Origin of the sequence: Rhodoferax sp. (assembly GCF_030653815.1) — a bacterium.
In the GTDB taxonomy this organism is placed as follows: domain Bacteria; phylum Pseudomonadota; class Gammaproteobacteria; order Burkholderiales; family Burkholderiaceae_C; genus Rhodoferax.
Window position 1 is genome coordinate 99,881 of sequence record NZ_JAURYQ010000015.1, and the last position, 25,875, is coordinate 125,755.

22 protein-coding genes are annotated in these 25,875 nt (G+C 62.2%); 15 read left to right on the forward strand and 7 right to left on the reverse strand.

Going from position 1 to position 25,875, the window contains the following annotated elements:
* Window positions 1–195: 195 nt before the first annotated feature.
* From Q7U49_RS05345 to Q7U49_RS05365, 5 genes are read left to right on the forward strand one after another with little or no spacing between them, the layout of a single operon-like run.
* A complete protein-coding gene (locus Q7U49_RS05345; RefSeq protein WP_304762861.1) occupies window positions 196–1,800 on the forward strand; it encodes a tetrathionate reductase family octaheme c-type cytochrome in 1,605 nt (534 codons plus the stop codon).
* An 11-nt stretch (window positions 1,801–1,811) separates the two neighbouring features.
* Complete coding sequence (locus Q7U49_RS05350; RefSeq protein ID WP_304762863.1) at window positions 1,812–2,420, forward strand: cytochrome b/b6 domain-containing protein; 609 nt, start codon at window positions 1,812–1,814, stop codon at window positions 2,418–2,420.
* Window positions 2,421–2,449: 29 nt separating this feature from the next.
* On the forward strand, window positions 2,450–2,842 hold the full coding sequence (locus Q7U49_RS05355; RefSeq protein ID WP_304762865.1) for a c-type cytochrome: 393 nt from the start codon (window positions 2,450–2,452) through the stop codon (window positions 2,840–2,842).
* 23 nt (window positions 2,843–2,865) lie between these two features.
* Entirely contained in the window at window positions 2,866–4,110 is a 1,245-nt protein-coding gene (locus tag Q7U49_RS05360) for a YeeE/YedE thiosulfate transporter family protein (RefSeq protein WP_304762867.1), read from the forward strand.
* A 28-nt stretch (window positions 4,111–4,138) separates the two neighbouring features.
* A complete protein-coding gene (locus Q7U49_RS05365; protein WP_304762869.1) occupies window positions 4,139–5,308 on the forward strand; it encodes a rhodanese-like domain-containing protein in 1,170 nt (389 codons plus the stop codon).
* 49 nt (window positions 5,309–5,357) lie between these two features.
* On the opposite strand, the gene Q7U49_RS05370 is transcribed toward Q7U49_RS05365, so the two are convergent.
* The 4 genes from Q7U49_RS05370 to clpB form a co-directional block, all read right to left on the reverse strand.
* Window positions 5,358–6,575, reverse strand: coding sequence for an MFS transporter (locus Q7U49_RS05370; protein WP_304762870.1), 1,218 nt, complete (start codon window positions 6,573–6,575; stop codon window positions 5,358–5,360).
* Window positions 6,576–6,746: 171 nt separating this feature from the next.
* Window positions 6,747–7,070, reverse strand: a complete 324-nt coding sequence (locus Q7U49_RS05375; RefSeq protein WP_304762872.1) for a DNA-binding transcriptional regulator — start codon at window positions 7,068–7,070, stop codon at window positions 6,747–6,749.
* Window positions 7,054–7,602 carry a type II toxin-antitoxin system RelE/ParE family toxin gene (locus Q7U49_RS05380; protein WP_304762875.1) on the reverse strand — a complete coding sequence of 183 codons (549 nt, stop codon included), beginning with the start codon at window positions 7,600–7,602 and terminating at the stop codon, window positions 7,054–7,056. Before Q7U49_RS05380 ends, Q7U49_RS05375 begins: the two co-directional genes overlap by 17 nt.
* Window positions 7,559–10,147 carry an ATP-dependent chaperone ClpB gene (clpB, locus tag Q7U49_RS05385; RefSeq protein ID WP_304762876.1) on the reverse strand — a complete coding sequence of 863 codons (2,589 nt, stop codon included), beginning with the start codon at window positions 10,145–10,147 and terminating at the stop codon, window positions 7,559–7,561. Before clpB ends, Q7U49_RS05380 begins: the two co-directional genes overlap by 44 nt.
* A gap of 118 nt (window positions 10,148–10,265) precedes the next feature.
* On the opposite strand from clpB, the gene hpnC reads away from it, so the two are divergent.
* The 6 genes from hpnC (at window position 10,266) to Q7U49_RS05415 (ending at window position 18,742) form a co-directional block, all read left to right on the forward strand.
* Window positions 10,266–11,135 carry a squalene synthase HpnC gene (gene hpnC, locus Q7U49_RS05390; RefSeq protein WP_304762879.1) on the forward strand — a complete coding sequence of 290 codons (870 nt, stop codon included), beginning with the start codon at window positions 10,266–10,268 and terminating at the stop codon, window positions 11,133–11,135.
* A 44-nt stretch (window positions 11,136–11,179) separates the two neighbouring features.
* Complete coding sequence (gene hpnD / locus Q7U49_RS05395) at window positions 11,180–12,019, forward strand: presqualene diphosphate synthase HpnD (protein WP_304762882.1); 840 nt, start codon at window positions 11,180–11,182, stop codon at window positions 12,017–12,019.
* Window positions 12,016–13,311 (forward strand): hydroxysqualene dehydroxylase HpnE, encoded by a 1,296-nt coding sequence (gene hpnE, locus Q7U49_RS05400; RefSeq protein WP_304762884.1) that lies wholly within the window; start codon window positions 12,016–12,018, stop codon window positions 13,309–13,311. Before hpnD ends, hpnE begins: the two co-directional genes overlap by 4 nt.
* Window positions 13,312–13,368: 57 nt before the next feature.
* Window positions 13,369–14,475 (forward strand): ferrochelatase, encoded by a 1,107-nt coding sequence (hemH, locus tag Q7U49_RS05405; protein WP_304762885.1) that lies wholly within the window; start codon window positions 13,369–13,371, stop codon window positions 14,473–14,475.
* Window positions 14,476–14,552: 77 nt separating this feature from the next.
* On the forward strand, window positions 14,553–15,656 hold the full coding sequence (locus Q7U49_RS05410; RefSeq protein ID WP_304762887.1) for a two-component system response regulator: 1,104 nt from the start codon (window positions 14,553–14,555) through the stop codon (window positions 15,654–15,656).
* A 29-nt stretch (window positions 15,657–15,685) separates the two neighbouring features.
* Window positions 15,686–18,742, forward strand: a complete 3,057-nt coding sequence (locus Q7U49_RS05415; protein WP_304762889.1) for a PAS domain S-box protein — start codon at window positions 15,686–15,688, stop codon at window positions 18,740–18,742.
* Window position 18,743: 1 nt separating this feature from the next.
* Here the strand turns inward: Q7U49_RS05415 and Q7U49_RS05420 are convergent, their stop codons facing one another.
* The 3 genes from Q7U49_RS05420 to Q7U49_RS05430 are packed head-to-tail and all read right to left on the reverse strand — an operon-like array spanning window position 18,744 to window position 21,740.
* Window positions 18,744–20,228 carry a tripartite tricarboxylate transporter permease gene (locus tag Q7U49_RS05420; RefSeq protein WP_304762891.1) on the reverse strand — a complete coding sequence of 495 codons (1,485 nt, stop codon included), beginning with the start codon at window positions 20,226–20,228 and terminating at the stop codon, window positions 18,744–18,746.
* 8 nt (window positions 20,229–20,236) lie between these two features.
* Window positions 20,237–20,755, reverse strand: coding sequence for a tripartite tricarboxylate transporter TctB family protein (locus Q7U49_RS05425; protein ID WP_304762893.1), 519 nt, complete (start codon window positions 20,753–20,755; stop codon window positions 20,237–20,239).
* A gap of 25 nt (window positions 20,756–20,780) precedes the next feature.
* Entirely contained in the window at window positions 20,781–21,740 is a 960-nt protein-coding gene (locus tag Q7U49_RS05430) for a tripartite tricarboxylate transporter substrate binding protein (RefSeq protein ID WP_304762896.1), read from the reverse strand.
* Between the two features lie 146 nt (window positions 21,741–21,886).
* Here Q7U49_RS05430 and Q7U49_RS05435 point away from each other — a divergent pair, with 146 nt between their 5' ends.
* From Q7U49_RS05435 to Q7U49_RS05450, 4 genes are read left to right on the forward strand one after another with little or no spacing between them, the layout of a single operon-like run.
* Window positions 21,887–23,146, forward strand: a complete 1,260-nt coding sequence (locus Q7U49_RS05435; RefSeq protein WP_304762898.1) for a class I SAM-dependent methyltransferase — start codon at window positions 21,887–21,889, stop codon at window positions 23,144–23,146.
* Window positions 23,127–23,807, forward strand: a complete 681-nt coding sequence (locus tag Q7U49_RS05440; RefSeq protein ID WP_304762900.1) for a response regulator transcription factor — start codon at window positions 23,127–23,129, stop codon at window positions 23,805–23,807. The genes Q7U49_RS05435 and Q7U49_RS05440 overlap by 20 nt, the downstream gene beginning before the upstream one ends.
* Window positions 23,804–25,240, forward strand: coding sequence for a sensor histidine kinase N-terminal domain-containing protein (locus tag Q7U49_RS05445; RefSeq protein WP_304762903.1), 1,437 nt, complete (start codon window positions 23,804–23,806; stop codon window positions 25,238–25,240). Before Q7U49_RS05440 ends, Q7U49_RS05445 begins: the two co-directional genes overlap by 4 nt.
* A gap of 32 nt (window positions 25,241–25,272) precedes the next feature.
* Entirely contained in the window at window positions 25,273–25,863 is a 591-nt protein-coding gene (locus tag Q7U49_RS05450) for a glutathione peroxidase (RefSeq protein WP_370653964.1), read from the forward strand.
* Window positions 25,864–25,875 lie beyond the last annotated feature (12 nt).

Here is a 25,875-nt window from a genome sequence, read left to right on the forward strand (position 1 = left end):
GGATTTCCCGGCGAATGGGAACCCGGGGTTCTGCACAGCGCAGGTAAGTCAAGGTAACACGCACGGCTGCTGATCAGCCCCAAGGGTTTTCCCTTTATTTTTTGATCTTGGTCAAAGAGCCTAACGAACAAGATCATGAAAATGAACATCACTAGTTCCGAATATTAAAAATTAACCCCTGAAAGGTTGCAGATGATGTCCAAATCAAGCCGCGTCGCGCTAGCGGTCTTTTTAGCCGGCTGGATGGGCTTTGCTGCACTGGGCTCGGCCAGCGCCGAGGAGCCCAAGTCGGTCAAGCTCACCACCACGGCCGACCACTCCAAATTCAAGGAACTGCAACGCGAGTTTGCCTCCGGGCCAGAGCTCACCAAGGCCTGCCTGAGCTGCCATACCGAGGCGGCAGGCCAGATCCACCGCACCAAGCACTGGAAATGGGAATACAAAAACCCGGACACCAACCAGCTGCTGGGCAAAAAACATGTGATCAACAATTTCTGCATCTCCATTGCCTCCAACGAGGCAGCCTGCAACAGCTGCCACGTGGGCTACGGCTGGAAAGATGCCAGCTTTGACTTTACTTCGGAAGAAAACGTCGACTGCGTGGTCTGCCATGACACCACAGGCGGCTACAAAAAACCGTCGGGGCTGGCCGGCAACGTGGTCACCAAGGACATGGAATTCCCACCCGGTTCCGGCAAGATCCTCAAGGCCATCGACCTCACCAAAATTGCCCAGAAGGTGGGCAAGTCGAGCCGCGACACCTGCGGCAGCTGCCACTTTAACGGCGGCGGCGGTGACGGCGTCAAGCACGGCGACATGGACAGCTCCCTGGCTGCGCCAGACAAAGAACTGGACGTGCACATGGATGCCACCGGCCTGGACTTCACCTGCGGCACCTGCCACAAGACCTCCAGCCATGATGTGGCCGGCAGCCGCTACACCCCCACCGCCAAAGATGCCAAAGGCGCTCACCTGCGCGGTGCCAGTGACAATGCCAACCCAGCCACCTGCGTTTCCTGCCACGGTGCCGTGCCCCACAAGGAAGATGTCCGGCTGAACCAGCATGCCACCAAACTGGCCTGCCAGACCTGCCATATCCCCGAGTTCGCCCGCGGCGGCATTGCCACCAAGATGAACTGGGACTGGTCCACCGCAGGCCAGCGCGATGAAAAGGGTGAGCACATCGTGCGCAAGGATGCCAAGGGCCACATCACTTATGAATCGCGCAAGGGCGACTTTGTGCTGGCCGAAAACGTCAAACCGATCTATGTGTGGTTCAACGGTGATGTCAACTACACCCTGAAGACCGACAAGCTCGACATCACTTCAGATGTGACCCGCATCAACACACTGGGCGGCAGCCCGGATGATGGCAAGTCGATGATCTGGCCCATCAAACGCTTTGGCGGCAAACAACCTTACGACACCGTCAACCTGACCTTGCTGACGCCCCATACGGCAGGCAACGACGACACCGGCTACTGGAAAAACCTGGAATGGGACAAAGCCCTGAAGGCAGGGGTCGAGGTGTCGGGCGTGCCCTATTCAGGCCAGTTTGGCTTTGTCAAAACCCAGATGGACTGGCCCATCACCCACATGGTGGCGCCCAAGGAAAACGCCCTGGGCTGTGTCGAATGCCACGCCGTCAATGGTCGCCTGGCCGGGCTTGATGGCATCTACATGCCTGGCAGTGGTGCCAACCCACTGCCTGACAAGTTGGGCTGGGGCCTGGCGCTGCTGACCCTGCTTGCCGTACTGGGTCATGGTGCGATGCGCATCGTTTTACGCCGCAAGGCTTAAGGAGAATCAAAATGACTGAACGTGTTTATTTATTCAAGGGTTTTGTGCGATTCTGGCACTGGTCACAAGCCTCCCTGATCATCTTCCTGATGGTTTCCGGCTTCGAGATTCACGGCACCTACAAGTTGTTCGGCTTTGAGCAAGCGGTGGGCTACCACACCATAGCTGCCTGGGCCCTGGTGGGCTTATGGATTTTTGCCATCTTCTGGCACGTCACTACCGGCGAATGGCGCCAGTACATTCCAACCACCGACAAGGTTCTGGCGATCATGCATTACTACTCTTCGGGCATCTTCAAGGATGAGCCGCATCCGTTCAGGCCCACATCAGTGCTGAAGCACAACCCGCTGCAGCGCATCACCTACCTGCTCATTTTGACCTTGCTCAGTCCGCTGCTGTGGATCACCGGCTGGCTCTACCTGTTCTATGCCGACTGGGCCGCCTGGGGTTTGAGCGGGCTGCAGCTCGAATGGGTCGCCACCGCCCACACCGCGGGCGCCTTCCTGATGCTGGCCTTTTTGATTTCGCACCTCTACCTGGCCACCACCGGGCACAAGCTCACGTCCCAGATCAAGGCCATGATCACCGGGTGGGAAGAAATCGAATCGTCCAAACATTAATCTTCGTTCTTGTTTTTTTAGGAGTCATCATGAAATTACGTAAAGCCTTACCTGTCGCCGCCCTGCTCGCCCTGATGGGCGCCTCGTTTGCAGCGCAAGCCTATGACGCGGACTGGAAGCGCGGGCGTATTTACTACCGCGCCGTTTGCACAACCTGCCACATCGCCTCGCCCGTCGGGTCGATCAACCCGAGCACCAAGACCAAGGCCGAATGGACCGCTTACCTGCAGGCCAACAAACACGCCAAGGGCAAGGACACGGTAAGCCAGTACTACAGCAAGGCCTACCGTGCCAGCATCAAGTCCGGCAACAAGGCGGCTGAGAAGTTTGCCGACACACCAGACCAGGAACTCGCCGATGACCTCAAGGCCTTCCTGATCAAGGGTGCCAAGGACGGCGACGCACCGGCCAGCTGCAGCTGAGTTTCTGGCGCAAGGAGAGCCCCATGAGCAACCAGACCAGTGCCAAATGGGTGGCAGGCTTCAAGTCGGACTACGACAAGCTGTTTGTCAAAAAATGGTCTTCCTACATGGGGGCCGTGCTGCTGGTGCTGGTCATCCTTGGGCTGATGGTGAACGGCCTGGTGTGGGGCGTCTTTGGCGGTGTCAAATTCTGGGGCGATTGGGTCAACAACCTGATCGGCCTGGGGCCGCTGCTGGGTGTGCCTGCCGAGCTTGAGGGCTTCTGGTCGCACCGCATGTCCCTGATGAATACCACCCTGGTGCTGGGCTCGTTCTGCGCAGCCTTGCTGTCGCGCCAGTTTGCGCCCAGTCGACCCCCCAGGATTGAATACCTGTGGGCCATCCTGGGTGGCTGCATGATGGGTGTGGGTGCCGCCCTGGCCGGTGGCTGCACCACCGGTGGTTTTTTCAACCCGGTGCTGCATGCCTCACCGGCGGGCTGGGCCATGTGGCTCGGTTTGCTGGCTGGCGCGGCCATGGGTTTCAAGCTGCTGCTGTGGACCATGGAAAACATCGAGTGGGGCACTCAGGCACCGCCGATGGTTCAGGTTTCACCCAAGGTCAAACAAGCGTATCCCTTGATGGGACTCTTGGTGGCACTGGTCATTCTGGCCTGGAGCGCCGCGTGGCTTTATTCGGGCAGCGAGCCGCTGGCGGTTCGCGCGCTGATTGTGCTGGCCGGGTTTGCCATCGGCTTCATCCTGCACCGCTCGCGCCTGTGTTTTGCGAGGGCATTTCGCGAGCCCTTTGTGACGGGCGAAGGCGAAATGACCAAGGCGGTCATCCTGGCGCTGGCCATCGGCCTGCCCCTGGCCGCCCTGCTGTTTCAAAAGAAGATCATTGACCCCTACGTGGCGATTCCGGCCACGTTCTGGATCGGCTCCTTGCTGGGTGGCCTGATCTTTGGCATTGGCATGGTGTTTGCGGGCGGCTGCGCCTCCGGCTCGTTGTGGCGCATGGGTGAAGGCCACTTCAAACTGTGGATCAGCATGTTTTTCTTTGCCTGGGCCGGGTCTACCGCCAGCGCATTGTTCAAAAAATTCCAGATCACCTCCATTGATGAAACCAACCTGGAAACCTTCGAGCGCACCGCCGTCGGCTTTCAGGCCTACTGGCCGGACATGTTTTCGGGCTGGGGACTCACCTTGCTGATATCGGCAGGTTTACTGCTGTTGTGGTACGCCCTGGTGCGTTACAACGAATCCACTGAAAAATTTACCCTGATGTGATAACCGTTTCGTTTTTTAAGGAGTCATCATGAAAGTTAAACGCCTTCCCCTTTTGGTCGCCCTGCTGTCGGCCCTGGCAATTGCCCCCATTCAAGCCCAGACTGTGGCAGCAGAGCCTGCGGCGGCTGCGGTGGTTTCATACTCACCCGCGAACCCGGGACCCGGCTGGTACAGCAAGCTGGTGAACCTGGACTTTGTCGTCAAGCAGGCTGCCATTCCCAAAGTTGACGGCGTGCTGCTGATTGACTCACGCCCTGGGGCGCGCAAGTACGACCTGGGTCACATTCCCACGGCCATCAACATTCCCGACACACAATTTGACAAGCTCGCCCCCACGCTGCTGCCCGCTGACAAGTCAATGCTGCTGGTGTTTTATTGCGAAGGGTATGACTGCATCCTGAGCCACAACGGCGCGCACAAGGCTGAAAAGCTGGGGTACACCAATGTGCGCGTGTTTGCCGAGGGGTTCCCCGGGTGGATGGCAGGTGGCAACCTGCGCGCCGTCAGCCCGGCCCACATCAAGAAACTGATCGACGAAAAAGCCCCCATCACACTGGTGGATTCACGGCCCAAAGAACGCAAATATGACCTCGGCCATATTCCTGGCGCCATCAGCCTGCCTGATTCCCAGTTTGACAAACTGGCCGCTCAAGTGCTGCCGGCCGACAAGACTGCCGCGTTGTACTTTTACTGCGAAGGTGTGACCTGTGTGCTGAGCAACAATTCGGCGCTCAAGGCCATCAAGATGGGCTACACCAACGTCTCGGTCGTGCCCGAAGGCTACCCGGCCTGGGAAAAGGCCTATGGTGCAGGTCCCACGGCAGCAGGCGCCGGTGCAGCCGCAGCCAAAGCGCCAGTCATTGAGGCTGGCAAGGAATCCGGCAGCATCTCTGTGGCTTCTTTTGAACGAATCTACAAGGAAGCCCCTGACAGCGTGTACTTCATTGACGTGCGCGACCCGGCAGAAGTGGCCACTGGCACTTTCAAGGGTGCGCTCAACATGCCTGTGAGCACGCTTGAGAAAAACATCGACAAACTGCCAAAAGACAAACAAATCATCTTCTTTTGCGGTGCCGGTTCACGCAGTGGTGAAGCCTTTGACATGGTCAAGCTCTACAAACCCGAGATCAAACCCGTGTTTCTGGACGCTGCCATCAAATGGTCCAAAGACGGTAACTACACCATCAAGGCCAACTGAACCATCGCCAGCCTTGTAGCCCCATGAACAGTTGCAAGGCTGTTCGCCGTTAAGCATTCAGCGCCGTGCGCTGCCCAACCCCCAGCGCCACCACCACGCTCAACAGCAAAAAGGCCGCCGCCCCCAACAGGGTGGCAGCGTACCAACCACGGTCCATGAAGACACCAAAAATCAGCGGTGAAATGGCAAAGCCGGTGTCCAGACCCGAATAGACCAGGCCATAGACCCGGCCCGTGGCGCCTTTGGGGGTGGCTTTCTTGATCATCATGTCGCGCGACGGCCCGCCAATGCCGACCGCAAAGCCGGTGGCCGCCAGCACCACCATGGTCAGCGTGGCGCCAAATAGGCCGCTGCCACACAGCGCCAGCAACACCGCCCCAGCCGACATCGACAGCGCCACCACACGGTCGCTATGGCGCGATTTGGCCGCCACAAAACCTCCGACAAACATGCCCAGGGCACCGCACAGCATGTAGGCCGTGAGTGTCAGGGTGGCCGACTCAAAGCTGATGCCGTGCATGGCTTTGAGGATGGACACCGAAAAACTTTGCACCACTGCCAGCGTCATGGTGGACAGCAAAAAGAAGGCAAAACACCACCACACCACCGGCAGCTTCATGAAGGCCATGCTGTGCTCGGCCGGAGTGTCGGCGTGGTGCACCACCGCGTGGGTTTCAAGTTTGTCGCGCTGCAGCCACATCAAGGCCAGCACGCCCCCATACAGCAGCGCGGCCACGACATAAGCCGTGCGCCAGTTGCTGAGTGCGGTGACGGTGGCAAAGAACACTGGCGCTGCCGCCCAGCCCAGATTGCCTGTGAGTCCATGAGCGCTAAAGGCATGGCCCAGGCGCGGGGTCGACACACGCTGGTTCAGAATGGTGAAATCCACCGGGTGAAAAGTCGCGTTGGCCAGGCCGGCCAGCGCCGCCACCATGAGCAGCCCGCTGTAACCGGTCACGGTGGAAGCCAGTAAAGCGGCCATTGCAAACAGGGCCAGCGCTGCAAACAGCAGCGGCCGCGCACCCACCTTGTCCACCACAAAACCAGCCGAGGCCTGGCCGATGCCCGAGACCACAAAAAACACGCTCATGAGCGCACCCAACTGCGAAAAGCTCAGACCGAATTCCACCATGAACACCGGGAACAGCGGCGGCAGCAACAAATGGCCAAAGTGCGACGACGCATGGGCCAGGCCCACCAGGCCGATGATGGTGGCGTCTTGCTTGAGGGGAACGGAAAGGGGGAGGGTTTGCGCGGCTGCAGTCATGCCCGAATGTTAGCTTGGAGGTGATTTTTACGCTGGGTTAACGGTCATTCCTGCTCATCAGTCGCACCGCTATCATCATCCCCATGGGAAACACAATTATCAGTACCGTTGACGAACACACCGTCCTGGTATTACTTGGAATGCAGCAGGTAAGGCCGCTTTAAGAGCCAGTCAGAGCACCGCTTCCAGGCCTTTGCGATCCAGCAAGTTGAGCAGTTTCAGCGACGGGCCACTTGGATGTTTTTCACCTATTTCCCATTTTCGAACCGTTGACAAGCTTGTATTGAGCACGGCGGCTAGCACAGCCTGACTCAATTGAAGGTGGTCACGCAGCGCACGAATCTTCCCGCTGTCGTAATCAGGAATGGGGTCAAGACAAAGCGCATCAAACTTGTGCATATTGCGTTTGTCAATAAAGCCCAGTCGATGAAGATCACTGGCTGTCTCGTGGACAGCATCGAAAATTGGGCTCTTGGCTTTAGATTTTGTCGTCATTGCAAATTTCCTGTAGTGCGCCGTCCGCAACAGCTTTATTGATCTGTTGACCTGTGATGGACAACAACTGGGCAGCGATTCCTTTCAGTGCTTCCAGCTCATCGTCAGCAATGTTGGCGCGATCATTTTTTTCAAAACCGTAGACGAAAAACCAACGGCTCCCCTTATTGGTTGCAACCAGCGTTCTGACTCCGCCACGCTTGCCACGTCCAGCGAGCCCAACACGCTTCTTGACAACACCACCCCCCAAGTCGGCATCAATCAGGCCGTTCATCATTTCGGACACCGCAGCGCAGAGAGCCTCGTCTTTCAACTCTGTTTTGCGCATCCATCTGCTGAAATAACGGGTTTTGAATACGCGGCTCATTGTCAAATTATGCCACTTGGTGATATAGATGACAAGGCATCCGAATACATCGGGCGATCGGAAAAGGTTTAGAGCCAGCCCGAGCTGAATCAGGCTGGCTCCGGCATCATTAAAACCCTCCTCACGCGAAGCTGAACTGCCCCGGTGCGCGGATTGGGTCGACATCGACGTGGATGGTGTCCTTGGGCGCAAACTTGCCTTCCAGCAGCAGCTTCGACAGCGGGTTTTCCAGTCGCTGCTGAATGGCCCGCTTCAAAGGCCGGGCACCAAACACCGGGTCAAAGCCCACCTTGGCCAGCTCGGCCACGGCGGCCTCGCTCACCTCCAGACCCAGTTCCATGTGTTCCAGGCGCGCCTTGAGCACCGCCAGCTGGATGCGAGCAATGTCGGCAATGTGGCTGGCGTCAAGCGAATGGAACACCACGGTTTCATCGATGCGGTTCAGGAACTCGGGCCTGAAATGGTTTTTCAGTTCCCCCGTCACCGCTTCCTTGACGTCCTCGTAGTCCTGGCCCACCATGGCCTGGATCATGGAGGAACCGATGTTGCTGGTCATCACGATCACCGTGTTCTTGAAGTCCACGGTGCGGCCCTGGCCGTCGGTCAGGCGGCCGTCGTCAAGCACCTGCAGCAGCACGTTGAAGACATCGGGGTGCGCCTTTTCCACCTCGTCGAGCAGCAGCACGGCATAGGGTTTGCGGCGCACGGCCTCGGTCAGGTAACCGCCCTCCTCGTAACCCACGTAGCCAGGCGGCGCGCCGATCAGGCGGGCCACCGAATGCTTCTCCATGAACTCGCTCATGTCGATGCGCACCAGGTGGTCCTCGCTGTCAAACATGAAGCCGGCCAGCGCCTTGCAAAGCTCGGTCTTGCCCACGCCCGTCGGGCCCAAAAACAAGAAGGAGCCCGTGGGTCGGTTCGGGTCACTCAGGCCCGAGCGTGAACGCCGGATGGCGTTGGCCACGGCGGCAATGGCCTCGTCCTGGCCCACCACGCGCTGGTGCAGTTTGCCTTCCATCTGCAGCAGTTTGTCGCGCTCGCCCTGCATCATTTTGCTTACTGGAATACCGGTGGCGCGGCTCACCACCTCGGCAATTTCCTCGGCACCCACCTGGGTACGCAGCAGGCGCGGCGCGGCGCCTTCGACGCGGTTGGTTTCCTTGTCCTGCGCCTCCTTGAGCTGTTTTTCCAGCTCGGGCAGCTTGCCGTACTGCAGCTCGGCGACCTTGTTGAAGTCGCCTTTGCGGGTGAATTCCTCGATCTGGAACTTGAGCTGGTCGATCTGCTCGCGCAGGTCGCCACTGCCCTGGGCGCTGGCTTTCTCGGCCTTCCAGATTTCATCGAGGTTGGCGATTTCCTTTTGCAGGCTGTTGATTTCCTCGTTGATCAAGTCCAGCCGTTTGCGCGAGGCCTCGTCCTTTTCCTTTTTCACCGCTTCACGCTCGATTTGCAACTGGATCAGGCGCCGGTCGAGCTTGTCCATGACCTCGGGCTTGGAGTCCATTTCGATCTTCACTTTGGAGGCCGCCTCATCGATCAGGTCAATGGCCTTGTCCGGCAAAAAGCGGTCAGTGATGTAGCGGTGGCTCAGCTCGGCTGCCGCCACGATGGCGGGGTCGGTGATGTCGACGTTGTGGTGTTTCTCGTAGCGCTCTTTCAGGCCGCGCAGGATGGCAATGGTGGCTTCCACCGTGGGCTCGCCGACCAGAATTTTCTGGAAACGGCGTTCCAGCGCAGCGTCTTTCTCGATGTATTTGCGGTACTCGTCCAGTGTGGTCGCGCCCACGCAGTGCAGTTCGCCACGCGCCAGCGCGGGTTTGAGCATGTTGCCGGCGTCCATCGCGCCCTCGGCCTTGCCGGCACCGACCATGGTGTGCAACTCGTCAATGAAAACAATGGTCTGGCCCTCGTCCTTGGCCAGGTCTTTCAGCACGTTTTTCAGGCGCTCCTCGAACTCGCCACGGAACTTGGCGCCAGCCAGCAGCGAAGCCATGTCCAGGCTCAACACGCGTTTGCCCTTGAGCGACTCGGGCACCTCACCGGCCACGATGCGCTGAGCCAGACCTTCCACGATGGCCGTCTTGCCGACACCGGGTTCACCAATCAAGACCGGATTGTTCTTGGTGCGGCGCTGCAGCACCTGAATGGCGCGGCGAATTTCGTCGTCGCGGCCGATCACCGGATCCAGCTTGCCCTGGCGCGCGCGCTCGGTCAGGTCCAGGCAATATTTTTTCAGCGACTCACGCTGGTCTTCGGCGTCGGCGCTGTCCACGTTCTGGCCGCCGCGCACCGCCTCGATGGCCGCTTCCAGGCTCTTGCGCGTCAGGCCGTTGGCGCGTGCCATATCACCCAGGGCGCCCTTGGCATCGGTCACAGCCAACAAGAAAAGCTCGCTGGCAATGAACTGGTCACCGCGCTTGAGCGCTTCCTTTTCGGTGGCCTGCAGCAGCTTGGCCAGCTCGGGGTTCACCTGCACCTGGTCCTGGCCGGTCACCTGCGGCAGGCGTTTGACGGCGGCCTCGGCGGCTGTCAACAGGCCGGCCACATTGACACCGGCGCGCTGCAACAGCGCTTTCGGGCCGTCGGCCTGCTTGAGCATGGCCACCAGCAGGTGCGCCGGTTCGATGTAGGCGTGGTCCTGGCCCAGCGCCAGGCTTTGCGCGTCGCCCAGGGCTTCCTGGAATTTGGTGGTCAATTTATCTTGTCGCATGAGAGTTCCCTTTGAAATGGATTGGTCAGGAGGTGGGGCCATTCGCCCCGATTTCAAGCCCGCGCCTGCTACAGTGGCGCTCCACCTTGCGCAATCAGCGATCTCTGCGCCTACCTCTGTGAACAAGCCACCCGCCAATACGCCCACCGCCAGCATCCCGGTTGACCACTACGAAAACTTTCCCGTGGCCTCCTGGTTGTGCCCGCCGCGCTTGCGACCGGCCATTGCCGCCATCTACCACTTTGCCCGCACGGCCGATGACCTGGCCGACGAAGGCGATGCCAGCGTCGCGCAACGGCTGGACGCTTTGGCGCAGTACCGCGCGGACCTGCTGGCCATTGCCGGCGAGCAAGCGCACAGCAGCCAATGGCCGCAGGTGTTCGAGCCGCTGCGCGAGGTGCTGCGCACGTTCAAGCTGCCGGTGCCGCTGTTGGCCGACCTGCTCGATGCGTTTGCGCAGGACGTGCGCTACACCGCTGCGCAGCGCCGCTACCGCGACGATGCCGAGCTGCTGGACTACTGCACGCGCTCGGCCAACCCGGTGGGTCGCCTGCTGCTGCACCTGTACGGCATCAGCGACGACCTGTCGCTGGCGCAGAGCGACCAGATTTGCAGCGCTTTGCAGCTCATCAACTTCTGGCAGGACGTCTCCACCGACGTGCCGCGCGGGCGCTGGTATCCCAGTGTGCAGGCAATGGCAGCCCATGGCGTGCAGGACGCCGACCTGCAGCCGGGCAGCCACAGCGACAGCGCAACACGCCTGATTACCGCCTACGCCCAATCAGCCCGCGCGCTGATGCAAGCCGGCGCGCCGCTAGCCTGCCGCATCCCGGGCCGGGCCGGCTGGGAGCTGCGCCTGGTGGTGCAAGGTGGCCTGCGCATTCTGGACAAGATCGAGGCGCTCAACTTTGCCACCTGGCGCAATCGGCCCAAACTCACCGCCTGGGATATGCCAGTGATGCTTTGGCGGGCGCTGTGGATGCGCTGAGTCACACGACCTGTTTAAACTCGGACGCAATTCACACGCCGCCCATGACTCCCCAAGACTACGTCCAGCAAAAAGCCGCCGCCTCGGGCAGCAGTTTTTATTACGCTTTTTTATTTTTGCCGCCGCCCAAGCGCGCCGCCATCACGGCTTTTTATGCCTTTTGCCGCGAAGTGGACGACGTGGTGGACGACATGGTCGACCCCGGCGTGGCCGCCACCAAGCTGCAATGGTGGCGCGCCGAAGTGGCCAAGGCTTTTGCCGGCACGCCCAGCCACCCGGTGCTGCAGGCCTTGATGCCACTGGCAGCCGATTATCAAATTGAGCAGCGCCACTTGCAGGCCATCATCGACGGCTGTCAGATGGACCTGAACCAGACCCGCTACCTGGACTACGCCGGCCTGCAAAGCTACTGCCACCTGGTCGCCGGCGTGGTGGGCGAGGTGGCGGCACAGATTTTTGGCCAGACCGATGCGCAAACCACCGACTACGCGCACGCCTTGGGGCAGGCGCTGCAGCTCACCAACATCCTCCGTGACGTCGGTGAAGACGCCCGGCGCGGGCGCATTTACCTGCCCGTCAACGACTTGAAGCAGTTTGGCGTCACAGCCCAGGAAATCCTGGACGGCACCTATTCCGATCGCTTCACCGCGCTGATGCGCTTTGAGGCCCAGCGCGCCCAAGGACTGTACGACCAGGCGCTGGCGCTGTTGCCCGCCGCCGACTACCGCGCGCAAAAGCCGGGTTTGATGATGGCCAGCATTTACCGCGCGCTGCTGCGCGAGATCGAGCGCGACAACTTTGCCGTGCTGCACCAGCGCATCAGTCTGACGCCGCTGCGCAAGCTCTGGTTGGCCTGGAAAGTGCAGGCGCTGGGCCGGCTGTGAAAGTTGCCATCATCGGCGCCGGTTGGGCCGGCATGGCAGCCGCCGTCAAGGCCACCGAGGCCGGGCACCAGGTCACCATTTTCGAATCCACACAGGCCTTGGGCGGCCGCGCCAGAGCCTTGTCCCGCAGCCCTGCGCTGGTGCTGCCGAACGGCGCACCTGCACCGCTGGACAACGGCCAGCACATCCTGATCGGGGCCTATACCGAAACCCTGCAACTGATGCGGCTGGTGGGTCTCTCGCCCGAAGCCGCCCTGCTCGACATGCCCATGACGCTGCAGTTCCCCGACGGCCTGGGCCTGGCATTTGCCAACTTGCCGACACCACTGGACGCGCTGGTCGGCATCCTGCAAGCCCGTGGCTGGTCACTGGCCGACAAATGGGCCCTGCTGAGCGCGGCGCTAGGCTGGAAACTGAAGGGATTTCGCTGCGAGGACAGCCTGTCCGTGGCTGGGCTCTGCCTGGGTCTCACGCCCAGAGTCAAGACCGAGCTGATCGAGCCGCTGTGTGTGTCGGCACTCAACACACTGCCCGAACAAGCCAGCGGCCAGGTGTTTTTGCGCGTCCTGCAAGATGCCCTGTTGGGAGTGCCAGGCGGCTCGCATCTGCTGCTGCCAAAGGTCGACTTGAGCGCATTGTTCCCTGACGCCGCCGCAAGCTGGGTGCTGGCGCGTGGCGGCCTGCTCAAGCTGGGCCAACGGGTGGCGTCGCTCGCCACCCATGGCCAGCGCTGGCTGGTCCAGAGCGAGCTGTTTGACGCGGTGCTTCTCGCCACCTCGGCGCACCATGCCGCGCAGATCATCCATGCCAGCGGCCTGGATGCACCCCCATTCACCGCAGCGGGCGTGCAGCATTGGGTGGAGACCACCCAAGCGCTGCAGCACGAAGCCATTGCCACGGTCTATGCCTGGGCACCGCAAGCCAGCTTGCCGCTGGCCATGCTGGCCCTGCGCAGCAGCGCACAGCATCCGGCCCAGTTTGTTTTCGACCGCGCACAGCTGGGCGGTCCGGTCGGGCTGCTGGCCTTTGTGGTCAGCGCCGCCCAGGGCGAGCGTGCCACGCTGCAAGCCCAGGTGCTGGCGCAGGCGCGGGCGCAGCTTGGCCTGGACTTGGAAGCGGTACAAACAGTGGTGGAAAAACGCGCCACCTTTGCCTGCACTCCGGGCCTGCAGCGCCCGCCAAGCACCATTGCCCCGGGCCTGCTGGCCTGCGGCGACCATGTGGCCGGACCCTACCCCGCGACGCTGGAAGGTGCCGTGCGCAGCGGCGCCGCAGCGGTGGCTTTGCTGTGACATGGACAAAACCCTGCAAGACCCTGAAAAAACATCCGACTCAACGAAAATAGCTTCATGACCTTACTCACCTCCCCCTTCGCCAAAGAGCCGCCGTTTCAACATGGCCAAACCCCGCGCACTGCCGTGCTGTACTGCAATCTGGGCACGCCCGACTCCCCCGGCACCCCTGACGTGCGGCGTTTTTTGAGCGAATTCCTGGGAGACCCACGCGTGGTCGAAGTGCCGCGCCTGCTCTGGCTGTTGATCCTGCACGGCATCATTCTGCGCTTTCGACCCGCCAAGTCGGGCGCCAAATACGCCAGCATCTGGTTGCCCGAGGGCTCGCCGCTGAAGATCTGGACCGAAAAACAAGCCAAGATGCTGCAAGGCTGGCTGGCCCAGCGCGGCCACGACGTGCAGGTGCGCTACGCCATGCGCTATGGCAGCACCTCGATTGCCTCGCAGCTTGATGCGCTGAAAGCCGCAGGCACCACCCGCGTGCTGATCCTGCCGGCCTACCCGCAGTATTCGGCCACCACCACGGCCAGCCTGTTCGATGCGGTGTACCACTGGGCCGGCAAGGTGCGCAACATTCCGGAGCTGCGCTTCATCAACCACTACCACGATGACCCGCGCTACATTGCGGCGCTGGCCGGCCGGGTCAGGCACCACTGGCAGGTCAACGGCCGCCCCGATGTGCTGCTGATGAGCTTTCACGGCGTGCCCGAGCGCACGCTGCACCTGGGCGACCCCTACCACTGCGAATGCTTCAAAACGGCGCGTCTGCTGGCCGAGCAGCTGGGGCTGACCCAAGCGCAGTACAAGGTGAGTTTTCAATCGCGCCTGGGGCGTGCCAAATGGCTGGAACCCTACACCGAGCCGACCCTGATCGAGATGGGCAAAGCCGGGGTCCAACGGGTTGATGTGGTGTGCCCGGCCTTCACCAGCGACTGCCTGGAAACGCTGGAGGAAATCAACATGGAGGCGCGCGAAACTTTTCTGCATGCCGGGGGCAAGGAGTTTCATTACATCCCCTGCCTCAACGACGACCCGACCTGGATCACCGCGCTGTGCGACATCACCCAGCAGCATCTGCAAGGCTGGCCCACCCAGGCCGTGCCCGATGCCGCTGCCTTGGCGGCCTCCCGGGCGGCCGCGCTGGCGCTGGGCGCAAAGCAGTAAAATCAAGCGTGCAGAGACGCGCACTTTCGTGTTTAATATGAAACAACTCCGAGCGTTCCCATCTGGACCCAAACTGCATGGATGACCCGACCCGCCCGACCCTGCTGATTGTTGACGACGCACCAGAAAACCTGTTTGTGCTGAGTGAGTTGCTGCAGCCGTATTACCGGGTGTTGGCCGCCAACAATGGCGAACGTGGCCTGCAAGTGGCCAGCAGCATACCCCACCCCGACCTGATTTTGCTGGACGTCATGATGCCCGGCATGAATGGCTACCAGGTGATGCAGGCACTCCAGGCCGACCCGCAGAGCGCTGACATTCCGGTGATTCTCCTGACCGCGCTGTCCAGCCCGCGCGAAGAAGAGCGGGGCTTAAGCCTGGGTGCGGTGGACTACATCACCAAACCGATGACGCCGGCCATTGTGTTGGCCCGGGTGCGCACCCAGTTGCTGGCCAAACAGGCCCGCGACTGGCTCAAGGACCAGAATGCCGCCCTGGAGGCTGAGGTGGCCCGGCGCATGTTTGAAAATGACCTGACCCAGCAGGTCAGCATCCGCGCCCTGGCGCACCTGGCTGAAACGCGCGACCCCGAAACCGGCAAGCACCTGGCGCGCACCCAGGGCTACATGGCACTGCTGGCCGACGTGCTCAAGGAGCATCCGCGCTTTCAGCCCACCCTGACACCCCGCTTCATCAGCCTGCTGACCCGCTCGGCGCCGATGCACGACATCGGCAAGGTCGGCATTCCCGACCATATTCTGAACAAACCCGGCAAGCTCACGGCGCCTGAGTGGGCCATCATGCAAACCCACGCCAAATTGGGCAGCGACGCCATTGAGCTGGCCGAGCAGGACATCGAAAAACCGCTCGAATTCCTGACCCTGGCCAAAGAAATTGCCCACTGGCACCATGAAAAGTGGGACGGCACCGGCTACCCCGACCAACTGGCGGGCGATGCGATTCCCGTCGCGGCGCGCCTGATGGCCATTGCCGATGTATTCGACGCCCTGATTTCGGTGCGGGTCTACAAACCGGCGTTTTCCTTTGAAGCCGCACAGGCGCTGATGGCCGAGCAGCGGGGCCGGCATTTCGACCCTGACATTGCAGACGCCTTTCTGGGCCATTTTGACGCCTTCGTTGCCATTGCCATGCAGCACCGGGATGATCCCGTCACCGCCTGAACACAGTCACCGCTTCCCTGCCTGACGCCATGAAGCCTGCTGAGTCACCCCAAAGCCGCTTCGCGCTCACACCCAAGCATGTGGCGCTCAAAATTGCCTTGGGCTACGCCGCTTTTGCGGCCCTGTGGATCATCTTTTCTGACCAGCTGCTGGGCTGGCTGGTGCGGGACCCAGCGGAGCTCGTCAAGTTCAGCATCTACAAGGGCGGCTTGTTTGTGCTGGTCACAACCGTCTGGCTGTTCGGCTTGAGCCGGCGCTGGCTGCAGCAGGCCTCGGCCGCCCTGTTGCGCGAACAAGACACCCTCACGCAATTTGCGCGGCGCACGCAGGCGCTGCTCGACCTGCCCGCTGCCGCGGAAACCATGGACGAGCGCAGCTTCATGCAGCATGGCCTGGAAGCGGCCGAACAACTCACAGGCAGTCAGATCGGCTTCATCCACTTCGTCAACGAAAACCAGGAAAGCATTGAACTGGTGACCTGGTCCAGCGACACGCTGGCGCATTACTGCACGGCCGCATTTGACAGCCACTACCCCATCAGCCAGGCCGGCATCTGGGCCGACGCGCTTCGCCAAAAAAAGACGGTGGTGTTCAACGACTACGCCCATGCTGCTGACAAGCACGGTCTGCCGGAGGGCCACGCGCGCCTGGACCGGCTGATCAGCGTGCCCGTGCTGGAGGGCGGTCTGGTGCGCATGATGGTCGGTGTCGGCAACAAGCCAACGTTTTACACCGACGCCGACGCCGAGACCGTGCGCCTGATGGCCGAGGCCATCTGGCGCATCGTGCGCCAGCGCCGTGCCGAGGTCGCCCTGAAAAGCAGCCAGTCGCTCTACAAAACCCTGTACAACAGCAATCCCTTCCCGATCTGGGTGTTCGACCTGGAAACACTGGCTTTTCTGTCGGTCAACGACGCCGCCGTTGCGCACTATGGCTACAGTCACGACGAATTCATGGCGATGACGCTGAAAGATATCCGGCCGGCAGATGACGTTCCCAAGCTGCTGGACGTTTTGGCCACCACCACCAACGTGACCTACCAGACCGGCATCTTCCGGCACCTGCACAAGAACGGCCAGGTGATGCTGGTTGAGATTTCCGCCTTACCGATCACCTTTGCGCAGCGACCCGCCAAAATGGCCTTGATCCAGGATGTGACGGCACGCGAAAAAAATCAGGATTATTTGCGCAAGCTGTCGCAAGCCGTGGCGCAAAGCCCCGAAAGCATCGTCATCACCAATCTGAACGCCGAGATTGAATACGTCAACGAGGCATTTGAGCGCACCACGGGTTACCTGGCGCACGAGGTGCTGGGCCACAACCCGCGCCTGCTGCATTCCGGCAACACCCCCAAGCGCACCTACGACGACATGTGGGCCGCCATGCGCCAGGGCCTGATGTGGAAAGGCGAGTTTTACAACCGGCGCAAGGACGGCAGCGACTACATTGAATTCGCCATCATCACGCCCTTGCGCCAGCCGGATGGCCGCATCAGCCATTACGTGGCGGTCAAGGAAGACATCACCGAGAAAAAGCACATCGGCATCGAACTGGACGGCTACCGCCACCACCTGGAAGAGTTGGTGGCGCAACGCACGCTGGAACTCACCACGGCGCGCCAGGAGGCGGAAGCGGCCAACCAGGCCAAGAGCGATTTTCTGTCCAACATGAGCCACGAAATCCGCACCCCCATGAACGCCATCATGGGCCTGAACCACCTGCTGCGCAATGACAGCGCCAGCCCGGCACAACTGGACAAGCTCAACAAGATCGACAGCGCCTGCCGCCACCTGCTGGGCATCATCAACGATGTGCTGGACATCTCCAAGATTGAAGCCGGCAAGATCACGCTGGAGCAGCACCAGTTCCAGATTGCCGAGGTGGTCGGCAATGTGCAAACCCTGATTGAGCCCGACGCGCTGGCCAAGGGCCTGGCCTTGCATGTCAGCGGCAACGCCCTGGCCATGTGGGTGCAGGCTGACGCCACGCGGCTGCGCCAGGCGCTGCTCAACCTGGTCAGCAATGCCGTCAAGTTCACGTCCGAGGGCAGCGTCAGCATCGATGTGTCACAGGTCGGCAAGGACAGTGACCAGGCCACCTTGCGCTTTGAAGTGACCGACACCGGGATTGGCATGGATGACGCGACCGTGCAGCGCCTGTTCCAGAATTTCGAGCAGGGCGATGCCTCCACCACCCGGCGTTATGGTGGTACCGGTTTGGGCTTGGCCATTACCCGCAGCCTGGCGCAACTCATGGGAGGTGACGCCGGCGTGCGCAGCGTGCCGGGCCGGGGCAGCACGTTCTGGTTCACCGCCCGGGTCACGCTCAGCATCAGTCCGCAGCAGCCGCTCGCCCCGGCGCTGGCCACCGCTGCCGGACAAGAACTCCGGGCGCGACACAAGGGCCAACGCGTCTTGCTGGTGGACGACAACCGCACGAATCTGGAAGTAGCGCAAGAGTTGCTGCACCACGTTGGCCTGGAAGTGCACACCGCCAGCGACGGCGAACAGGCACTGGCCCGGGTGTGCGAATCGGGCGAGACCTACGACCTGGTGCTGATGGACCTGCAGATGCCGCGCATGAACGGTATTGCGGCCACCCGTGCCCTGCGCGCCCTGCCACTGGGGCAAACCCTGCCCATCATTGCGCTCTCCGGCAGCGCCCTGGCACCCGACCGCCTGGCCGCCAGTGCGGCAGGCATGAACGACTTTGTCTCCAAGCCAATCGAGCCCGAGATCCTGTACGCCAAACTGCTGGCGTGGTTGCCGCAGCCGCACGGCACCCCTGACAGCGCCACCCCGCCGGACGCCGCTGCCGTGGCGCCCGGCGAGCCTGCAGTGCCGCAAGCCATGCCCGATGCCACTCTGGTGCGCCAGGTGCTGACGCAGCTGGAAGACCTGCTGCGCCACAGTGACGCGGCCGCGCTCCATCTGTTCCAGCAACACAGCGCCGCACTGGCGCTGGTGCTGGGCGAGGACCACCCCAGGCTGGCCAGTCAGATCCAGCAGTTCGCCTTTGATGAAGCCTGCCAGACCCTGCGGCAGTGTCAGCCTCAGGTCGAACAACACCCCCCGGCGATGATGTAGATCAAGCGCGTTTTTTCAGCAAACGCGGCAGCACCATGATCAGCACGATGATGACCAGCAAGGCCAGCGACATCGGGCGCTGCACAAAAATCAGCGCGCTGCCCTCGCCAATCGAGATCGCATTGCGCATCTGGGCCTCCGCCAGCGGGCCCAGAATCATGCCCACCAGCACGGGTGCGGTCGGGAAGTTGAAGCGTCGCATCACCAGGCCGAGCAGGCCGATGCCGTAGAGCAGGAACAAGTCGAACGCGCTTTGCCGCATGCCGTAAGCGCCCACCGTGGCAAAAATCAGGATGCCTGCATAAAGCTGTGGTTTGGGCACCTTGAGCAGCTTGACCCACAGCCCGATCATCGGCAGGTTCAGCACCAGCAGCATCACGTTGCCGATGTAGAGCGAGGCAATCAGCGCCCACACCAGGCCCGAGGCCGTGCTGAACAGCTGCGGCCCGGGCTGAATGCCGTAATTCTGGAACGCCCCCAGAATGATGGCGGTGGTGTTCGACGTGGGGATGCCCAGGGTCAGCAGCGGAATCAGCGCCGCCGTGACGGTGGCGTTGTTGGCGGCCTCGGGGCCGGCCACGCCTTCAATCGCACCCTTGGTGCCAAATTCGGCCTGGTGCTCACCCTTGGCCAGCTTTTTCTCCAGGGCATAGCTCAAAAATGTCGGGATCTCGGTGCCGCCCGCGGGAATACAACCGAACGGCGCACCAATGGCGGTACCGCGCAGCCAGGCCGGCAAGGAACGGCGCCAGTCGCTCCAGGACATGCTGACGCGGCTCATGCGGTTCTCGGTCTCCACGGACTTGCCCTCGAACAGCACCGCGTGCATGGCTTCCGCCACGGCAAACAGGCCCACCGCCACCAGCACGATCTCGATGCCGTCGAGAAATTCGGGCACACCGCCGGTGTAACGCACCTGACCGGTGATCTGGTCCATGCCCACCAAGCCGGCCGCCAAACCGACAAACAGGGCGGTCAGGCCGCGCACCGTGCTCTGGCCCAACACCGCGCTCACGGTGGTGAAGGCCAACAGCATCAGCATGAAGTATTCAGGCGGCCCGAGTTTGACGGCAAATTCAGCCACTACCGGGGCAAACAGCGTGACGATCACCGTGGCAATGGTGCCGGCCACAAAGGAGCCAATGGCCGAGGTCGCCAGCGCGGCTCCGGCACGGCCGCTTTTGGCCATCTTGTTGCCTTCCATGGCGGTCACCATGGTGGCGGTCTCGCCAGGTGTGTTGAGCAAGATCGAGGTGGTGGAGCCGCCGTACATGGCGCCGTAATAAATGCCGGCAAAAAAGATCATCGAGGCCGTGGCTTCCACCTGCGTGGTGATCGGCAGCAGCATGGCCACTGCCGTGGCCGGACCAATGCCCGGCAACACCCCGACTGCCGTGCCCAGGGCGCAGCCTACCAAAGCCCATAACAGGTTCACCGGCGTGCCCGCCGTGGCGAAACCTTGCATCAGCAGGTTCCAGGTTTCCATCAGGTCCATTACAACCACCCGCTTTCGGTCAAACCAGGCAGGTTGATGCCCAGGAACTTGGTGAACATCCAGTACACCGGCGCGGCAATCAGCAAGGCCACCACCGTGTCCATGAGCCAGCTGTTGGGGCCCGGTTTATCACTGCCCCGGGCGCTGCGCAAACCGCGCGCGGCCAGCACAAAACACAAGGCGCAACTCAGGATAAACCCGATGCGCGTGATCAAGGCGGCGTTGAGCAACATGCCTGCTGACATCCAGGCAAACCCCGCCCAATAGGGGTGCTCGCCACCATGCTCGTCCATGTGCAGAAAACCGCCCCGGCGCGCCTTGCGAATCAGCACCACGCCGCAAATCCCCAGGGCGACCGCGACCACCCAGGGCAGAAAATTGGGGCCAACGCCGGCATAACCAGCATTGGCCGGAATGAACAGGGCACCCACCGCCAGCCCCAGGGCCAGCAGCAGCACGCCGACACCCACCAAAGCTTGCAAATAGGGCGAGTGCTTGGCCAGGCCGCGTTGACGCATGGGTGAACTCCTGTGGGTCGCCGGATCAGATCATGCCGGACTTGACCATGGTCGCCCGCAGCGAGGCAAAGTCGTTGTCGACAAACTGCTCGAATGCGTCACCAGTGAGCAAAGCAGGTGTCCAGTTGTTTTTGACCAGGTCTTCCTGCCAGGCTTTCGACTGGGTGGCCTTGATGACCATGTCGGTCAGCGCCTTGCGCTGCGCCGGGGTGATGCCAGGCGCACCATAGACCCCGCGCCAGTTGCCGATCTCCACACCAATGCCCTGCTCCTTGAGCGTGGGCACGTCGATGCCTTTGAGGCGCGCACCTGAGGTGACCCCGATCGGGAGCATCTTGCCGGATTTGATGTATTCGGAAAACTCGCTGTAGCCGCTGCCGCCAATGGTCACATTGCCGCCCAAAATGGCTGCAGTGGCCTCACCGCCGCCGCGGAAAGCCACGTAGTTGATCTTGGCCGGATCCACGCCCACCGCGCGCGCAATCATGGCCGCGGCAATGTGCTCGGTGGAGCCGCGTGAACCGCCACCCCACTTGACGCTGCCCGGGTCTTTTTTAAGTTGGGCCACCACATCGGCCATGGTCTTGAAGGGGGAATTGGCCGGCAGCACAAACACGTTGTACTCGCTGGTCAGACGCGCAATCGGGGTCGCTGCCGTGATGGACACCGGTGGTTTGCCAGTGATGATGCCGCCCAGCATGACCGCGCCCATGACCATCAGGGCGTTCGGGTCGCCCTTGCTGGCGTTGACAAACTGCGCCAGACCCAAGGCACCTGCCGCACCGCCCTTGTTTTCATAGGTCACGGTGTCGGCCACTTTGGCGTCCATCAAGGCCTTGCCCAGGGCCCGGCCGGTGCCGTCCCAGCCGCCGCCCGGATTGGCCGGGATCATCATTTTGACGTTGGTCGCGGCAAAGGCCGACAGCGGCAGGCTGCCGCTGACAGCCAGCGCGGCCATGGATTTCAGAAAAGTATCACGACGCATCGCAGTCTCCTAAGGGGTTGATGACGGCACGATGATGCGGGCCCAAGCTGTCAAACGGCTGTCCGGGAAGACTAGGGAAAATACCCATAGACCCGCCGCCGGCCCAATCTGTTACAACCACCCCCATTCCAATCAAGACTGCTCTCATGCCTTTCAACCTCGCTCAGCCCGTGACCGACGCGGCCCCCCTTCCTCCACGTCTGCAATGGCTCGAGGCCGACCAGACCTGCGCGGCCCTGTGGCGCAGCGAACGCGGTGGCGCACCGCCCAAGCGCGTGGTACTGGCCGACGACACTTTGACCGCCGACAGTGCCTACCGACATGCTTGCGCCGGCACTGCCATGTTGTGGCGCGGTGACTTTCACAACGCGCGCCAATTGCTGCAAGCCATCGCGCGACGCATCGACCAGGTGCCCAAGCGCAAACGCGTCAAAGCCGCCCAGCCCATCCCGATCACCGAAGCGTTCAACCTGCACCGCCAGGCCCAGGCGCAGCGCGCACGCACGCTGGGCATGCTGCTGGTGGAGCTGGACGCCAGCTACCACGTGGCCTTGCGCCGTGCGCCCGATGTGAGCGTGGCATGCGCCGAGGCCTGGGGCGAGGGCCAGACCGAAGGCGAGCACTCGGTGGTATCGCTGCGCGAACTGCTGGGCGTCACCAGCGCGCACGAATGGCGCCGGGTCGGGGTGGAAATTGCCGCCCTCGGGGAGGCGCCCAACAACCGCATCCACCCGCACTATGGTGTGTTCTCACCCGTGCGTGGCGAATACATCGGCCTGGTGGCCACGGCCCACTTGCCCAAAGCGCCCAAGGGACAAAGCAGCATCACCGCCTTTGACATTGGCACCGGCACCGGGGTGCTGGCGGCCGTGCTGGTGCAGCGCGGCGTGAGCCAGGTGGTGGCCACCGAGCTCGAACCCCGCGCGCTGCTGTGCGCCCGGGAGAACGTGGCGCGCCTGGGCCTGCATGACCAGATCAGCGTGGTGCAAGCTGACCTGTTCCCGCCCGGCCGGGCTTCGCTGATTGTCTGCAATCCGCCCTGGTTGCCGGCGCGACCGAGTTCGCCGCTGGAGCGCGCGGTGTACGACGAAAACGGCCAGATGCTCAAGGGCTTTCTGGCCGGGCTGGCCGAGCATCTGGCCCCCGGCGGCGAGGGCTGGCTGATTTTGTCGAACCTGGCGGAACTGCTGGGCATGCGCACGCGCGACGATTTGCTGGCCGCCTTTGGACAACACGGCCTGCGCGTGGTGAGCCGCATTGACGCCAAGCCCCAGCACCCCAAGGCCAACGACACCACCGACGCGCTGCACCAGGCGCGTGCCCAGGAGGTCACCTCGTTGTGGCGGCTGGCCGTGCAAAAACCCGACCCCGCTGCGGGCCCTGCCCATGAAGCTGCTGCTGATTGAGGACGACACCGCGCTGCACACCGCCTTGAGCCGTTCGCTGAGCCGGCTTGGCTGGCAGGTCGAGGTGTGTGTGGATGGCCGCGCCGCCCTGGCACGCTGGCGTGCGTCCCGCCCCGATGTGGTGCTGCTGGACCTGACCCTGCCCGGGCGCGACGGCCTGGCGGTGCTGGCCCAGGCGCGCGACGAGGGCTTCAATACTCCGGTGCTGATCCTGACGGCGCGCGGCACTGTGGGCGACCGGGTGCAAGGCCTCAATGCCGGCGCTGACGACTACCTGCCCAAACCGTTTGACCTGGACGAACTGGAAGCCCGCGTGCGGGCGCTTTACCGCCGCCACCCGGAAAACCCCGAGCAGGCGGGCACCGGCCCGCGCGATGCCCACGTGCTGCGCTATGACCCGCAAAGCCAGGCGATTTACCACGCTGGCCAGGTACTGGACCTGAGCAGCCGTGAACTCGCCATGCTGCGCTCCCTGCTGGCTCGTGCGGGCCAGGCCGTCACCAAGGAACGCTTGTTTGAGCTGGTGTTCCCGGGGCAGGCCGAGGTGCAGTTCGAAGCCATCGAGGTGGTGGCCTACCGCTTGCGCAAGAAACTCCAGGGCACCGGCGCCACCCTGACCACCTTGCGTGGCCTGGGCTACCTGCTGAAACTGGCCGCATGAAAAAGTGGCTGCGCCAGCTGTCCCTGCGCAGCTACCTGATGCTGGGTATCTTGCTGCCAGTGGCGCTGTTCATTCTGGTTGATTCCGTGGTGATTTACCGCCAGGCTTTGATTGCCGTCAACACCGCCTATGACCGCACCCTGCTGGCCTCGGCCAAGGCGCTGGGCGAGCACATCGAGGCCGACGGTGAGGCCGATGCGGCGCAATTGCGCGCCGTCGTGCCCTATGCCGCGCTGGAGGTGTTTGAGGCCGACAACCGCAGCCGCATGATTTACCGCATCTCGGACACCCAGGGCAGGCTGATTGACGGCTTTAAGGACCTGGCCTTATGGCGTGGCCAGTTGCCAGCGCTGGGACCGTACGCAGCGCTGGTCGATTTTTATGACGACAACTACCGTGGCGACGCTGTGCGCGTGGCCGTGCTGCTGCAACCGGTGGCCATGAAGCGTGCGCGCACCATGGCCGTGGTGCAGGTGGCCGAAACGCTGGAACTGCGCCGCACGCTGGCACGGCAAATCATGTTCGACACCCTGTGGCGGCAACTGGCCCTGGTCTCGGTGATTGCGCTGGTGGTGTTTGTGGTGGTGCAGCGCGCCACCCGCCCGGTGCGCAACTTGAGCCTGCAGTTGCAGCAGCGCCGCGCCGACGACCTGACCCCTTTGAGTCTGGACAACGCGCCGCATGAATTGCGTCCGCTGCTCGATGCCACCAACACCACCATGCGCCGCCTGCAGCACCTGCTGGAGAACCAGAAGCGCTTTGTGCGTGACACCGCCCACCAGTTGCGCACGCCGCTGGCGGTGCTCAAGGTGCAGGTGCAGTCGGCCCTGCGCGGTGATGTGGATGCGCACCAGGGTCTGCTGGAGATCAGCCACACCGTGGAGCGCGCCACCCAGCTCGCCAACCAGATGCTGGCATTGGCCAAAGTGGCCCAGCTGGCGCAGGAAAAAGCCACGGAAGCGGTGGACTGGGCCGGCGTTGTGCGCGAGGTGGCTCTTGATTTGTCGCCGCTGATTGCCGACAAGGCGCTGGACTTTGACATCGACACCGTGCCCGCGCCGATCCAGACCCACGCCTGGATGCTGCGCGAGCTGTCACGCAACCTGTTGCACAACGCCATTCGCTACAGCCCCGAACACGGCAAACTGCAGGTGCGCCTGCTGTGTGATGCCAGCCATGCCGCTTTGGTCATCAGCGACAACGGCCCGGGTATCAGCGAGGAGTTGCGCAAACGCCTGTTTCAGCCGTTCTCGGCCGGTCAGGCGCACAGCGGCAGCGGCTTGGGGCTGGCCATTTGTCTGGAAATCAGCCACACCCTGGGGGGTCAGATCGAGCTGGTCAACCGCCTGAATCACGGCCGGATCGAAGGCTTGGATACCACTGTGCGCCTACCCTTGGCCATAATGGCCACTGGAACAGCGGCAAAGCCGTAGACTCCACGCCTATCCACCAGAGCATTCCCATGATGTCCGTTATCACAACCCACTTGCGTCACGCGACGCTGCTGCCCCTGGCTCTCGGCGGCCTGTTGTTGGGCCATGCCCCGGCGATGGCGCAGGCCAACGCGACGCCTGCCGCAAGCTGCCCGGCCATCCTGCAGCACAGCTTCAACCGCCTGCAGGACGAAGCACCCCAAACGCTGTGCCAGTATGCGGGCAAGGTGCTGCTGGTGGTGAACACGGCCAGCTACTGCGGCTTTACCGGGCAATATGAAGGATTGGAGGCCCTGCACGCCAAATACCAGGCCCGGGGGCTGGTGGTGCTGGGCTTTCCGTCCAATGATTTCGGCCAGCAGGAGCCCGGCAGCAGCAAGGAAATTGCCGACTTCTGCTTCAACACCTATGGCGTGAAATTTCCCATGTTCTCCAAAAGCGTGGTCCGGGGGCCGCAGGCCAGCCCGCTGTACACCGCACTGGCCAAGGCCACCGGGCAGTCGCCGCAGTGGAACTTTCACAAATACCTGATCGACCGCAACGGCAAGGTGGTCGGCGGCTTTGCCAGCAAGGTCGAGCCCAACAGCCCCGGTCTGGTGGCAGCCATAGAAAAAGCCTTGTAGGCGTGACAGGAA

Excerpts from the sequence above, each read along its gene's own strand:
- Q7U49_RS05365 (WP_304762869.1), top strand. The coding sequence starts at position 4,139 with ATGAAAGTTAAACGCCTTCCCCTTTTGGTCGCCCTGCTGTCGGCCCTG.
- Q7U49_RS05440 (WP_304762900.1), top strand. The coding sequence starts at position 23,127 with ATGAAGCTGCTGCTGATTGAGGACGACACCGCGCTGCACACCGCCTTG.
- Q7U49_RS05415 (WP_304762889.1), top strand. The coding sequence starts at position 15,686 with ATGAAGCCTGCTGAGTCACCCCAAAGCCGCTTCGCGCTCACACCCAAG.
- Q7U49_RS05410 (WP_304762887.1), top strand. The coding sequence starts at position 14,553 with ATGGATGACCCGACCCGCCCGACCCTGCTGATTGTTGACGACGCACCA.
- hpnD (WP_304762882.1), top strand. The coding sequence starts at position 11,180 with ATGACTCCCCAAGACTACGTCCAGCAAAAAGCCGCCGCCTCGGGCAGC.
- clpB (WP_304762876.1), bottom strand. The coding sequence starts at position 10,147 with ATGCGACAAGATAAATTGACCACCAAATTCCAGGAAGCCCTGGGCGAC.
- Q7U49_RS05375 (WP_304762872.1), bottom strand. The coding sequence starts at position 7,070 with ATGACGACAAAATCTAAAGCCAAGAGCCCAATTTTCGATGCTGTCCAC.
- Q7U49_RS05360 (WP_304762867.1), top strand. The coding sequence starts at position 2,866 with ATGAGCAACCAGACCAGTGCCAAATGGGTGGCAGGCTTCAAGTCGGAC.
- Q7U49_RS05425 (WP_304762893.1), bottom strand. The coding sequence starts at position 20,755 with ATGCGTCAACGCGGCCTGGCCAAGCACTCGCCCTATTTGCAAGCTTTG.
- Q7U49_RS05420 (WP_304762891.1), bottom strand. The coding sequence starts at position 20,228 with ATGGAAACCTGGAACCTGCTGATGCAAGGTTTCGCCACGGCGGGCACG.
- Q7U49_RS05435 (WP_304762898.1), top strand. The coding sequence starts at position 21,887 with ATGCCTTTCAACCTCGCTCAGCCCGTGACCGACGCGGCCCCCCTTCCT.
- Q7U49_RS05350 (WP_304762863.1), top strand. The coding sequence starts at position 1,812 with ATGACTGAACGTGTTTATTTATTCAAGGGTTTTGTGCGATTCTGGCAC.
- Q7U49_RS05380 (WP_304762875.1), bottom strand. The coding sequence starts at position 7,602 with ATGTCGACCCAATCCGCGCACCGGGGCAGTTCAGCTTCGCGTGAGGAG.
- Q7U49_RS05370 (WP_304762870.1), bottom strand. The coding sequence starts at position 6,575 with ATGACTGCAGCCGCGCAAACCCTCCCCCTTTCCGTTCCCCTCAAGCAA.
- Q7U49_RS05345 (WP_304762861.1), top strand. The coding sequence starts at position 196 with ATGTCCAAATCAAGCCGCGTCGCGCTAGCGGTCTTTTTAGCCGGCTGG.
- Q7U49_RS05445 (WP_304762903.1), top strand. The coding sequence starts at position 23,804 with ATGAAAAAGTGGCTGCGCCAGCTGTCCCTGCGCAGCTACCTGATGCTG.
- Q7U49_RS05450 (WP_370653964.1), top strand. The coding sequence starts at position 25,273 with ATGTCCGTTATCACAACCCACTTGCGTCACGCGACGCTGCTGCCCCTG.
- Q7U49_RS05355 (WP_304762865.1), top strand. The coding sequence starts at position 2,450 with ATGAAATTACGTAAAGCCTTACCTGTCGCCGCCCTGCTCGCCCTGATG.
- hemH (WP_304762885.1), top strand. The coding sequence starts at position 13,369 with ATGACCTTACTCACCTCCCCCTTCGCCAAAGAGCCGCCGTTTCAACAT.
- Q7U49_RS05430 (WP_304762896.1), bottom strand. The coding sequence starts at position 21,740 with ATGCGTCGTGATACTTTTCTGAAATCCATGGCCGCGCTGGCTGTCAGC.